Origin of the sequence: Mesorhizobium sp. dw_380, assembly GCF_018588885.1 — a bacterium.
Taxonomy (GTDB): Bacteria; Pseudomonadota; Alphaproteobacteria; order Rhizobiales; family Rhizobiaceae; genus Mesorhizobium.
Genome location: NZ_JAFFIW010000012.1, coordinates 38,899 through 51,444, shown reverse-complemented (window position 1 = coordinate 51,444; position 12,546 = coordinate 38,899). Strand labels below are relative to the sequence as shown.

General features: G+C 62.9%; 11 protein-coding genes. 4 read left to right on the top strand and 7 right to left on the bottom strand.

Going from position 1 to position 12,546, the window contains the following annotated elements; genetic code table 11:
- The first annotated feature begins 110 nt into the window (after nt 1-110).
- Complete coding sequence (locus JT360_RS14515; RefSeq protein WP_214472350.1) at nt 111-1,112, top strand: Ldh family oxidoreductase; 1,002 nt, start codon at nt 111-113, stop codon at nt 1,110-1,112.
- 592 nt (nt 1,113-1,704) lie between these two features.
- The gene (locus JT360_RS14510) at nt 1,705-2,682 is read left to right on the top strand and encodes a complex I NDUFA9 subunit family protein (protein ID WP_214472349.1); all 978 of its coding nucleotides are present in this window, start codon (nt 1,705-1,707) and stop codon (nt 2,680-2,682) included.
- Between the two features lie 22 nt (nt 2,683-2,704).
- Here JT360_RS14510 and JT360_RS14505 read toward each other — a convergent pair whose 3' ends face one another.
- Nucleotides 2,705-4,078, bottom strand: coding sequence for a cytochrome P450 (locus JT360_RS14505; protein WP_214472348.1), 1,374 nt, complete (start codon nt 4,076-4,078; stop codon nt 2,705-2,707).
- A gap of 206 nt (nt 4,079-4,284) precedes the next feature.
- On the opposite strand from JT360_RS14505, the gene JT360_RS14500 reads away from it, so the two are divergent.
- Nucleotides 4,285-4,854, top strand: a complete 570-nt coding sequence (locus tag JT360_RS14500) for an NADPH-dependent FMN reductase (RefSeq protein WP_214472347.1) — start codon at nt 4,285-4,287, stop codon at nt 4,852-4,854.
- A 232-nt stretch (nt 4,855-5,086) separates the two neighbouring features.
- The gene (gene gyrB, locus JT360_RS14495) at nt 5,087-7,558 is read left to right on the top strand and encodes a DNA topoisomerase (ATP-hydrolyzing) subunit B (RefSeq protein WP_214472346.1); all 2,472 of its coding nucleotides are present in this window, start codon (nt 5,087-5,089) and stop codon (nt 7,556-7,558) included.
- A gap of 236 nt (nt 7,559-7,794) precedes the next feature.
- Here the strand turns inward: gyrB and JT360_RS14490 are convergent, their stop codons facing one another.
- From JT360_RS14490 to JT360_RS14465, 6 genes are all read right to left on the bottom strand, one after another.
- On the bottom strand, nt 7,795-9,192 hold the full coding sequence (locus JT360_RS14490) for an NAD(P)(+) transhydrogenase (Re/Si-specific) subunit beta (protein WP_214472345.1): 1,398 nt from the start codon (nt 9,190-9,192) through the stop codon (nt 7,795-7,797).
- Between the two features lies 1 nt (nt 9,193).
- A complete protein-coding gene (locus tag JT360_RS14485) occupies nt 9,194-9,619 on the bottom strand; it encodes a proton-translocating transhydrogenase family protein (protein ID WP_214472344.1) in 426 nt (141 codons plus the stop codon).
- A complete protein-coding gene (locus tag JT360_RS14480; RefSeq protein WP_214472343.1) occupies nt 9,619-10,929 on the bottom strand; it encodes a Re/Si-specific NAD(P)(+) transhydrogenase subunit alpha in 1,311 nt (436 codons plus the stop codon). Before JT360_RS14480 ends, JT360_RS14485 begins: the two co-directional genes overlap by 1 nt.
- Before the next feature lie 87 nt (nt 10,930-11,016).
- Nucleotides 11,017-11,241 (bottom strand): aa3-type cytochrome c oxidase subunit IV, encoded by a 225-nt coding sequence (locus tag JT360_RS14475; protein WP_214472342.1) that lies wholly within the window; start codon nt 11,239-11,241, stop codon nt 11,017-11,019.
- 153 nt (nt 11,242-11,394) lie between these two features.
- The gene (locus JT360_RS14470; protein ID WP_214472341.1) at nt 11,395-11,544 is read right to left on the bottom strand and encodes a DUF3096 domain-containing protein; all 150 of its coding nucleotides are present in this window, start codon (nt 11,542-11,544) and stop codon (nt 11,395-11,397) included.
- Nucleotides 11,545-11,662: 118 nt separating this feature from the next.
- Nucleotides 11,663-12,430: an N-acyl amino acid synthase FeeM domain-containing protein gene (locus tag JT360_RS14465; protein ID WP_250888816.1), complete on the bottom strand. Its 768-nt coding sequence runs from the start codon at nt 12,428-12,430 to the stop codon at nt 11,663-11,665.
- Nucleotides 12,431-12,546: the final 116 nt, after the last annotated feature.

Below are 12,546 nucleotides of genomic sequence, written 5' to 3'. Positions count from 1 at the left end.
AGCGAGTAGTGAGTAGCGAACGGCTCGCTGCTATGCTTGTTCCCTATCCCCTACTGACTACTGACTACTCGCTATTCGCTACTCACTCAGGAATTCGCAGGACGGCCACGATGCAACTCAGTCTCGATCAGGCAAGAGGACTGTGCCGGATGGCGGCACTCGGCGCCGGCGCCAATGAGGAGGCGGCAGAGTCGCTTACCGCCTCGATCATCGCCGCGGAGGCGGAAGGGCTTTCGACCGTCGGGCTTTCGCATTTCATCGACTATCTCGAGGCCCTCGAGGCTGGGCGCATCGACGGCAATGCCGATCCGGTGATCACAAGGCCGGCTCTGGCCGTCTATCTTTCCGACGCACGCCGCGGGCTGGCGCATACCGGCTTCGACCGCACCGTCGACGACCTCGCCAAGGCGGCAAGGCTGTTCGGCGTTGCCATCTTCTCGCAGAAGAATGCCTATACGTGCGGCGCGCTGGGCTATTTCACCGGGCGGCTGGCGGCGCAGGGGCTGGTTTCGTTCGCCGCCACCAACGGGCCAGCCGTGCTGGCCGGCTCGGGCTCGGTCAAGCCGGTCTATTGCACCAACCCGATGTCGTTTGCCGCCCCCGCCGCCGACGGCGCGCCGCTGGTCATCGACCAGTCGTCGAGCGCCACCGCCTTCGTCAACATCCGCAAGGCGGCCGAGGACGGCCAGAAAATCCCCGAAGGCTGGGCGCTGGACGCCAGCGGCAATCCGACCACCGATCCGGCCGCCGCCATGAAAGGCGCCATGCTTGCCTTCGGCGGCCAGCGCGGCGCCAACATCGCGCTGATGGTCGAAGTGCTGGCGGCAGGCCTGTCTGGCGCCAACTGGTCGCTCGATGCGCCATGGTTCAGCGGCGGGCCGGACAGCCCGGGAACCGGCCTGTTCGTGCTGGCCGTCGAGCCCAAGCTGCTCGATCCGGATTTCGAACAGCGGATGAAGGACCAGCTCGATCGGCTGCGCCGCCGCTATGGCGTGCATGTGCCGGGCCGTGCCCGGGCCGAGGCGGCCGAGAAGGCGCAAGCGCGCGGCATCAGCGCGCCCAAGGCGGTGGTGCAGCGCATTTCCGAATTCGCCGAGCGCTATTCCGCCTGAAGAAATCGACGATTTTTGCCGCCTCGGTGAACCTTCTTGCGCGTTCCGACGACGAACAGCTGTCCGGGTCGGGTTTGCCCGGTCGGTGTCTTCTGTCGGATGCGTCCAGGGCTGGGGCGGGCGTCTCACGCCATGCCGATACCGTCTCAGGTCAGGCCGCCTCGTTGGACCCTGGTTTCGACACGAGCTTCACCCGGAAAACCCCGCTTCGGCGGGGTTTTCTGCGTTTCGTCTTTCACATACGACAAAACATGGTTGGCAAAGCGTCCTGACCGGCTGGAGTCAGTCCTTGTCCTGACGCAATTCCGGACGGAAAAACCGCTTCACATTTTTCCTGGAATTGCTCTCTTTGTCCTGACGCAATTCCGGACGGAAAACCGCTTCACACTTTTCCTGGAATTGCTCTCTTTGTCCTGACGCAATTCCCAAGGGAAAGCGCCATGCGCTTTTCCCGGGAAACCGCTTCACATTTTTCCTGGAATTGCTCTGAAAACCGGAGTGACGTGACGACGCGTCACCCTTTGCCTTTGGCGCAAAACGGACTATGAAACGGCTTCAGCCAAGCCATCTGGAACGTGCGCCGGAGCCCGCCATGACCGAAATCCTGCAGACCCCGAAGCTCGTCGTCGTCTTTGGCGGGTCAGGATTTGTCGGCCGCCATGTCGTGCGCGCGCTGGCCAAGCGCGGCTACCGCATCCGGGTCGCCTGCCGGCGGCCCGATCTTGCCGGCCATTTGCAGCCGCTCGGCAATGTCGGCCAGATCCAGCCGGTGCAGGCCAATGTGCGCGTGCGCTGGTCCGTCGACCGTGCCGTGCAAGGTGCCGACCATGTCGTCAATCTCGTCGCTATCCTGCATGAGAGCGGCCGGCAGAAATTCTCCGCCGTGCATGAATTCGGCGCCCGCGCCGTCGCCGAGGCCGCGCGCTCCGTTGGTGCCGGGCTCACCCATATTTCGGCGCTTGGCGCCGATCCGAACTCCGAATCGGACTACGCGCGCACCAAGGCGCTTGGCGAAAAGGCCGTACTGGAGACGATCGCGGATGCCGTGATCTTCAGGCCGTCGATCAATTTCGGGCCGGAAGACAGCTTCTTCAACCGCTTCGCCAACATGGCGCGCTATTCGCCGGTGCTGCCGCTGATCGGCGGCGGCCAGACCAAGTTCCAGCCGGTCTATGTCGGCGACGTCGCCGAGGCGGTGGCGCGCTCGGTCGACGGCAAGATCAATGGCGGCCAGATCTACGAGCTTGGCGGACCCAACGTGCTCACCTTCAAGGAGTGCATGGAGGAGCTGCTCACCGTGGTCGAGCGCAAGCGGCTGCTGGTCCCGGTGCCGTGGTGGGTGGCCAACATCCAGGCCTCGATCCTTGGCCTGTTGCCCAATCCGCTGCTGACCAAGGACCAGGTGTTGCTGCTGCGCGAGCACAACATCGTGTCGGAAGCCGCCGCCAAGGCCAACCGGACACTCACCGGGCTTGGCATCCAGCCGCAATCGATCGCGACGATCCTGCCGAGCTACCTCTGGCGTTTCCGCGCCGCCGGCCAGTTCCAGCAGCGCAAGCCCGCGGCATAATTTTACACAGGGATCTTGCCTCTCAACGATGGCGAGGCGTGGCCTGCATGGGCAACCCGCCTTGCGGCTGCGTCGTCAGCTTCTGCACTGGCCAAGGCTTGGTCTCGGCGGTGGTATCGAAGCGGAAACGCGACAAAAGGATGGCGAGCGCGATGATCGCCTCCTGCATGGCAAAGCTGGCGCCGATGCAGACACGCGGCCCGGCACCGAACGGCAGATACTGGAAACGGTCGATCTTTTCGCGGTTCCCCGGGTGGAAGCGCTCGGGCAGGAAGGCATCTGGCCTGTCCCACAGCTTCCTGTGGCGATGGACGACCCACGGCATGACAAGCACGGCCGCGTGCCTGGGGATATAAAGATCCTTCCACATTTCCGGCACGATCGGCTCGCGGTTGATCGATGGCGCCGGCGGATAGAGCCGGAGCGCCTCCTCGAAGGCGGCGCGTGTGAACGGCATGGCGTCGAGCCACTTCGTCGGATCGGGTTCGCGCGCCAGCACCTGGTCGATCTCCTGCTCGACCCTGTCGCGCTCCCATGGCGATTCGGCGAGGCAATAAAGCGTCCAGCCGAGCGCCCGCGCCGTCGTCTCATGGCCGGCGCCGATGAAGGTAATGATGTTGTCCTCGACTTCCGAGCGCGTCAGCCCCTCCGGGCCTTCGGCCTTGAGCAGCAGCGTCAGGAAATCCTGCGGCACGGCATCGGGATCGCGCCTGAATTTCTGTTCGCGCATCTTGACCGTATCGGTCACGATCTTGCGGAAATAGGCCATGGTCTTGCGGCCACGGATGCGGGTGAGCCGCGGCAGCCAGTCGGGCGCGCGCAACAGGTCGAGCGGATCGACGCGGCCCATCGTCTCGAACAGGCGGTCGATCTCGTTGGCGAAGCCGCCGGGCTCGCCTGCGATTTCGCCCGAGAACAGTGTCTCGGCCAGGATGTCATAGGTGAGCAATGTCATGTCATCGGCGATGTCCGATATGCCGCCCTGTTCGTAGCGGGTGACGAACTCCAGCGTGCGTTTCAGCATCGGCTGGCCAAAGCCGAAGATGTGGCGCGGCGTGAACATTGGCGCCATCGCCTTGCGCGACCGCTTCCAGACCTCACCCTCGGCGGTCAGCAGGCCATCGCGCAGGATTGGCCGCAGGATCTTCTGGCGCACCGTCGCCATCTTGTAGTTCTTGGCGTTGTCGACCAGCACATGGCGGATGAGGCCGGGATCGTTGGCGATGACCAGCGGTCCGCCGGCGCCGTTGGCCGAAATCCAGGGCTCGTTGTAGGTCGGCTCGCCCCACAGTTCGAGCGGGTTGCGGTAGACGATGCGGATCATCTCCAGCGTCGAAGGCGGCGACGTGCGCGGCTTCGGTGCGGGCGGAACGAAAGGGGCGGGCTGCGTGTCCATGAAATGCTCCGCTATCGCCTCCAATGTAGTGTCTGCCGGTCCGGGCGTCCATGTGGCCGAAAGGCAGGCCGGACCACGACAGCGGGAGACGCGAAGGCTGACAGTCCGTTCATCCGATCGTGACCGCTCCGACGGGTGTCCAACCTTGTCCACCGGGACGCGCTGCCGTAGTTGCCAACAGATACTGCCTGACAAAGGAGCCCGCCTTGAAGCACCAGTTGAACATCATCATCGGCAGCACGCGGCCCGGCCGCGCCGGCCCGATTTTCGCCGAATGGCTGGAGACGTTCGCGCGCGAGCACGGAAAATTCGAGCCGGTGCTGACTGACATCGCCGCGTTCAAGCTGCCGGTGCTAGACGAGCCGCATCATCCAAGGCTCGGCAATTATCAGAACGACCACACCAAGGCCTGGTCGAAGGCGATCGACGCCGCCGACGCCTTTGTCTTCGTGGCGCCGGAGTACAATTATTTCGCGGCGCCTGCGATCGTCAACGCGATCGACTACCTGCTTCGCGAGTGGAAATACAAGCCCGCCGGTATTTTCAGCTATGGCGGCGTCTCCGGCGGCTTGCGCGCGGCGCAGGCGCTGAAGCCGCTGTTGACTTCGGTGGGGATCATGCCGATCCCCGAGGGCGTCGCGCTGCCGATGTATCAGAAGCTGCTCGACGAGAACCGCGCTTTCAGCGCCAGCGAACAGGTGGTGGGCGGCACCAGGATCATGCTGGACGAGCTGTTGCGCTGGAGCGAAGCGTTGAAACCCATGCGCGCCGCCTGAAAACATGCGGCGTGCCGCGGTGCACGGCCATGATGAAGTTTCTCAAGGACCGTGTCGCCAAGGCGAAATAGAACTCGGCGAAGGCCTGTTGTGTCGAGCCGGCCCATTCGCTGGGAAATGCCTGCAAACCTTGGAAAAACCGCCTTTAGCGCCTATATCTATGACATATCAGACGCGCGATTCGGGGCCGATTTTTCGCGCTTTACAAGCGGCATCTAGACAACAGGTTTTCATGAGCGATCAGATCGAGAGCACCAACGGCGCCGAAGCCGAATACGGCGCCGATTCCATCAAGGTTTTGAAGGGGTTGGATGCTGTCCGCAAACGCCCCGGCATGTATATCGGCGACACAGACGACGGTTCGGGCCTGCATCACATGGTCTACGAGGTGGTCGACAACGCCATCGACGAGGCGCTGGCCGGCCACGCCGACCTCGTCACCGTGACGCTGAACCCGGATGGTTCTGTCACCGTCATCGACAATGGTCGCGGTATTCCCACCGATATTCATCCCAGCGAAGGCATTTCGGCGGCCGAAGTGATCATGACGCAGCTGCATGCCGGCGGCAAGTTCGACCAGAACTCGTACAAAGTGTCGGGCGGCCTGCATGGCGTCGGCGTCTCGGTCGTCAACGCCCTGTCGGCCTGGCTGAAGCTGAAAATCCGCCGCAACGGCCAGATCTTCGAGATGCGCTTCACGCACGGCAATGCCGACGCGCCGCTGCAGGCGACCGGCAGCTATGAGCAGAACAAGCAGCCAGGCACCTATGAAGGGCGCAGCGGCAGCGAGATCACGTTCTTTCCGTCGTCCGAGACCTTCACCATGGTCGAGTTCGACTTCGGCACGCTGGAGCACCGGCTGCGCGAGCTCGCCTTCCTCAATTCCGGCGTACGCATCGTGTTGACCGACGCCCGCCATGCCGACGTCGTGCGGCATGAACTGCACTATGATGGCGGATTGGAAGAGTTCGTCAGATATCTCGACCGGGTCAAGAAGCCGCTGATCGAGAAGCCGATTGCCATTAGGGCCGAGCGCGACGGCATCACCGTCGAAGTGGCGATGTGGTGGAACGACAGCTACCACGAAAACGTGCTGGCCTTCACCAACAACATCCCGCAGCGCGACGGCGGCACACATCTGGCCGGTTTCCGTGGCGCCTTGACGCGTCAGATCACCGGCTATGGCGATTCCTCGGGCCTGACCAAGAAGGAAAAGGTCTCGCTGATCGGCGACGATTGCCGCGAAGGGCTGACGGCGGTGCTTTCAGTCAAGGTTCCCGATCCGAAATTCTCCTCGCAGACCAAGGACAAGCTGGTTTCCTCGGAAGTGCGTCCGGTGGTCGAAGGGCTGGTCAACGAGGCGCTCGGCACATGGCTGGAAGAGCATCCGACCGAAGGCAAGGTGGTGGTCGAGAAGGTGATCCAGGCCGCGGCGGCACGTGAGGCCGCGCGCAAGGCGCGCGACATCACCCGCAAGACCTCGCTTGGCGTCACTTCGCTGCCCGGCAAGCTGGCCGACTGCCAGGAGCGCGATCCGGCAAAATCCGAAATCTTCATCGTCGAGGGTGACTCGGCAGGCGGCTCGGCCAAGGGCGGCCGCTCGCGCCAGAATCAAGCCATCTTGCCGCTGCGCGGCAAGATCCTCAATGTCGAGCGGGCCCGCTTCGACCGCATGCTCAGCTCCGACATGATCGGCACGCTGATCACCGCACTGGGCACCTCAATCGGCAAGGACGAGTTCAATGCCGACAAGCTGCGCTACCACAAGATCATCCTGATGACTGACGCCGACGTCGACGGCGCCCATATCAGAACCTTGCTGCTCACCTTCTTCTTCCGGCAGATGCCGGAGCTGATCGAGCGCGGCCATCTCTATATCGCCCAGCCGCCGCTCTACAAAGTGACTCGTGGCAAGAGTTCGCAATACATCAAGAATGAAAGCGCCTTCGAGGAATTCCTGATCGATTCAGGGTTGGAGGAAGCTTCACTTACGCTAGGTTCCGGCGAAGTGCGCACCGGGCAGGATCTGCACAATGCCGTCGACGACGCGCTGGCTGTACGCCAGCTCATCAACGGCCTGCATACGCGCTACAACCGCAACGTCGTCGAGCAGGCCGCGATTGCCGGCGGGCTCAACCCCGATGTCTTCAGCGATCTTGGCCGCGCCAACGCCATGGCGGAGCGGATTGCACAACGCCTCGACATCATCGCCGAGGACACCGAGCGCGGCTGGACCGGCCGCATGTCGACGTCGAACGAGGGCAGCGGCGGCTATGTATTCGAACGCACGGTGCGCAGCGTCAAGGAATACGCCCATCTCGACATGGCGCTGATCAATTCGGCCGACGCCCGCCAGCTCGACCGTTACGCGCAGCGCCTCAGCGACGTCTATGGGACGCCGCCGGTGCTGCGCCGCAAGGATGTGTCCGAAACCGTTTCGGGGCCGCTGGCGCTGCTCAACGCCGTCTTTGCGACCGGCCGCAAGGGCCTGACCATGCAGCGCTACAAGGGTCTCGGCGAGATGAATGCGGAGCAGCTCTGGGAAACCACACTCGATCCGAATGTGCGTTCGCTGCTGCAGGTCAAGGTCAATGATGCCACCGATGCCGACAGCCTGTTCTCGCGGCTGATGGGCGACGAGGTCGAGCCGAGGCGCGAATTCATCCAGGACAACGCGCTGTCAGTCGCCAATCTGGATATTTGAGGTCTCGGCAAGCTTTTTGAGACACTGGTGAGCCCGGGGGGCGCGCCAATCTCTGCTTGCACAATCAAATCATTGAGGAGCTGACTGAACGGAAGGCCTTCCGAGACATTGTGACGGCGCGACGAATAGGTTCTTTCTTAACCAGCCGCTGAACGCCGTCGTCCGTAGAAATGAGAGAGCCCGGCTTCGAAACCGGGCTCTTTTCTGTTTGTACGTCGAGACTTCTGCCGGCCGGATCAGTGATCCATGGCCTTGACGATTTCCTCGGTCATCTTCTTGGCGTCGCCGAGCAGCATCATGGTGCCGTCCTTGTAGAACAGCGTGTTGTCGATGCCGGCATAGCCGGAGCCGAGCGAACGCTTGACGAACAGGCAGGTGCGCGCCTTGTCGACGTCGAGGATCGGCATGCCGTAGATCGGCGACGACTTGTCGTCACGGGCCGACGGATTGGTGACGTCGTTGGCGCCGATGACATAGGCGACGTCGGCCTGCGCGAATTCGGAGTTGATGTCCTCGAGTTCGAAGACTTCGTCATAAGGCACGTTGGCCTCGGCCAAGAGCACGTTCATGTGGCCGGGCATGCGGCCGGCGACGGGGTGGATGGCGTATTTGACGTCGACGCCGTTGGCCTTGAGCTTGTCGGCCATCTCGCGCAGCGCGTGCTGCGCCTGGGCGACTGCCATGCCGTAGCCGGGCACGATGATGACTTTCTGGGCGTTCATCATCAGGTAGGCGGCGTCGTCGGCCGAACCCTGCTTGACCGTACGCTCGATGCCGTCATCCGCGGCAGCGGCCGTCTCGCCGCCGAAGCCGCCGAGGATGACCGAGATGAAGCTTCGGTTCATGCCCTTGCACATGATGTAGGACAGGATCGCGCCGGACGAGCCGACCAGCGCGCCGGTGATGATCAGCGCCAGGTTGCCGAGCGTGAAGCCAAGTGCGGCGGCCGCCCAGCCCGAATAGGAATTGAGCATCGAGACGACGACCGGCATGTCGGCGCCGCCGATCGGGATGATCAAGAGGATGCCGAGCACCAGCGAGGCGGCGACGATCAACCAGAAGACCAGCTTCGATTCCGTGGCGACCAGAAGCACGATCAGCACGATCAGTGCCACGCCGAGAGCGGCGTTGATGACGTGGCGGCCGCCGATCATGATCGGCTTGCCGGACATGCGGCCATCGAGCTTCAAAAAGGCGATGACCGAGCCGGTGAAGGTGATGGCGCCGATGGCGACGCCCAGGCTCATCTCGACCAGGGCCTGGGCATGGATGTCGCCTGCCGTGCCGATGCTGAAGCTTTCAGGCGCATAGATAGCCGCGGCGGCCACCATGACGGCAGCGAGGCCAACCAGCGAGTGGAAGGCGGCGACCAGCTGCGGCATCGAGGTCATGGCGATGCGGCGTGCGGTGACGGCGCCGACGCTGCCGCCAATGGCGAGGCCCAGCACGATCAGGCCGAAGCGACCGGCCGACGGGGTTGCCAGTGCCAGCGTGGTGGCGATGGCGATAGCCATGCCGATCATGCCGTAGAGATTGCCCTGGCGGCTGGTGGTCGGGTGCGACAGGCCGCGCAACGCCAGGATGAACAGGATGCCGGAAACGAGGTAGAGGAAGGATGCCAGATTGACGGTCACGTCACTTGTCCTTCTTCTTGTACATGGCCAGCATGCGCTGGGTGACGAGGAAGCCGCCGAAGATGTTGACCGACACCAGCATCAGCGCGACGAAGCCGAAGCCCGCGGCAATGCCGGAAGCCGCGATACCGACGGCGAGCAGCGCGCCGACGACGATGACCGAGGAGATGGCGTTGGTGACCGCCATCAGCGGCGTGTGCAGCGCAGGGGTCACCGACCAGACGACGTAGTAGCCGACGAAGATCGCCAGCGCGAAGATGGCGAATTGGAAGACGAAGGGATCGATGGCGCCGCCGGTCAGCGCGTGCGCCGCACCACCCGCCGCACCGGCACCAGCCGGAGCGTTGGCCAGGTTCTGCACCGCCAGTCTGACGGCAGCGCTCGCCTGGTCGAGCTGGTCGAGGGCTTTCTGCAGGGTCTGATCCATCACGCTGTGCCTTTCGACTTGGACGAGGGCGACTTGGAGGCGGGTGACGACGAGGGCGACGATTGGGACGAGGGCGACTTGGATGCGGCGGCTTTCTTCTTGGGCGCAGCCGGTTCGGCCGAAGCGACCATGGTCTTGGCTGGGATCGCGGCCGGCTCGACATGCGGCTGCTGGTCGGCCTTGGCGAAGGCGGGATGGACGATCTTGCCGCCGTCGGTCAGCATGGTCGCCTTGACCAGTTCGTCATCACGCTTGATGACGAGCGTCTTGGTCGTCTTGTCGACGAGTGTCTCGAGAAAGGCGAACAGGTTCCTGGCATAGAGCAGCGACGCCGACGCGGCGACGCGGCCCGGCACGTTCAGATGGCCGACGATCTTAACCCCATTGGCCGTGGTCACCACCTTGCCTGCTTCGGCGCCCTCGACATTGCCGCCGCGCTCGACCGCGAGGTCGACGATCACCGAGCCCGGCTTCATCGAGGCGACCATCGCCGCCGAGATAAGCTTGGGCGCCGGACGGCCGGGGATCAGCGCCGTGGTGATGACGATGTCCTGCTTGGCGATATGCTCTGATGTGAGGGCCGCCTGCTTGGCCTGATATTCCTTCGACATTTCCTTCGCGTAGCCGCCAGCCGTCTCGGCGGCCTTGAACTCCTCGTCCTCGACCGCCAGGAATTTTGCGCCGAGCGAGGCGACCTGCTCCTTGGCGGCGGGGCGGACATCGGTGGCGGTGACGACCGCGCCGAGACGGCGCGCGGTGGCGATCGCCTGCAGGCCGGCCACGCCGACACCCATGATGAAGACCCTTGCCGCCGGCACGGTTCCCGCCGCGGTCATCATCATCGGCAAGGCGCGATCATATTCCGAGGCGCCGTCGATCACCGCCTGATAGCCGGCAAGATTGGCCTGGCTGGACAAGACATCCATCGACTGCGCGCGGGTGATGCGCGGCATGAACTCCATCGAGAAGGCGATGACACCGGCCTTGGCAAGGGCCGCGACGGCTGCATCGTTGCCGTAGGGATCCATGATGGCGATCACGGCGGCGCCAGATTTGTAGCTCTTCAGCTCGACTTCATCAGGCCGGCGAACCTTCAGCACGACATCGGCCTTGGCGACATCCGCCGCCTTGCCGATGGCAGCCCCTGCCTTGGCGAACTCTTCGTCGGGGATACGCGACCGCGTGCCGGCGCCGGTTTCGACAACCACATCGAGGCCAAGCCCCGCCAACCGCTTGACCGTATCGGGCGAAGCCGCGACGCGCGGCTCGTTCGCATCAAGCTCACGAGGGATGAAAACCGTCTGCCCCACCGCATGATCCTTTCGGCTGGAACCTGTCTGCGCAAAAATGTCGGCCGGAGCATCCGGCAACGTCAAGGCAAGAGGGTTTTGGAAGGTCTACCGCAGAATGAAGGTGCCGACGGCCATGATCAGGATGAACAGGATGGTCGCCGAGAAGAAGCCGCCCGCGAAGAAGCCGAAAGCCATCGCCAGAAGCAGCGCGCCGCAGAAAAGCGATCCGTATTTGGCCAGCCTGAGAAAACCCGCATAGGTGCGGTCATGCTCGGCATAGTCCATCTTCGCGCCCAGCTCGACAGGACCGGTCGGCGAGTGATCAGCCATAGGAATACCCCTTCGAAGACATCGTTCAGGCACATAGCGAAAAGCCGGGCCGAGGGCAATGGCGCTATTGCCGCATCGCAGCCGACAACTGCCTCAAGGGAAAATTGAAACCGCAGGGCCGGCGAGGACGGCTTTGCGCCAGACTTGCTCGGCTCAACTGGCCAGATGCGGGAAAAGCCCGAGCAGCCCAACGACGATCAGATAAAGCGCGACGATGTAGTTCAGCAGCCGTGGCATGATGAGGATCAGCACGCCGGCGATCAGCGAGATAAGCGGCGTGAGCGCGATCTGGGTAATATGCATGTCGGGTCCTCTGGCAGATCCGTTGGCATGACGACAAAGACGAAGCGGCGGCCCTCCGCCGTCATCAGAACGCGGATCCGGCCGGAAGGCTCCAGAGCTTCGTGAAAATCGCGGAGCCTCAGGCGGCGTCGCGATAATATTTCGCTGTCGGCACGATGGACAAAGGCGTCAGCCGGTTGATGGCCGGATTGGCGAACATCAGCCGCTGTTCCGTGGGCGTCGACCTGAAGAATGGGAACCGTTCGAGCGTGAGACGCATATTTTCGCCGGCGGGGATTTCGAACAGGGCGATCCGGGTAAGAACGCCCGGAAATTCCTTAGCCTCGGTCCTCTGCACGGCATTGAAATAACGAGAATAAAAATTGGAATGCTCGACCTTGACCGGCGTCAGCACCGAGTCCTGGCCAAAATAGAGCGAGGCCACCATGGCAACCCTGAGTGTCAGGAACGGCAGCACTCCGGGCGCCGGTGCGGCGTCGGGATCGGTTGCAAACCGGGTTCCGTCGATAAAGGTTTCTCCGCGGGCAAGTCGCTCGATCAATATTTCCGGATAGGCATCGACGGAGGGCGAATTCGGGTGCTCGCTAGAAATGTAATGGAAGCGGATCGTGCTCACCAATTCGCCATAGCAATAGACACCGAACCGGTAGGAATTGGGCAGGTTGTCCCAGCGATCCTCGAACATCCCGCTGGCGAGCGGGCCGCACATGCCTGAGCGCAGATAGGATTTATAGCGGAGCCGGTAAATCGCCTCCAAATCCTCGCCTCCGGTAATAAGGCGATAATCGACATGCTCCAGCAGTTGCATCATCGATCGGTTCAGCACCGAATCCCCGGCTGCCCTGACCGCGCCAGACGCATTCCTTGCAGCCCCTGCAGCATTCATTATCTATCCTCGAAATTCCGCCTACGGATAGGCTATTCGAGTCAAAATGAGACACAAGCAGAAATTTAGATGTTGTTGATTTACCTTCTGTTAACCTTAACAGCCGGGAACGCGTC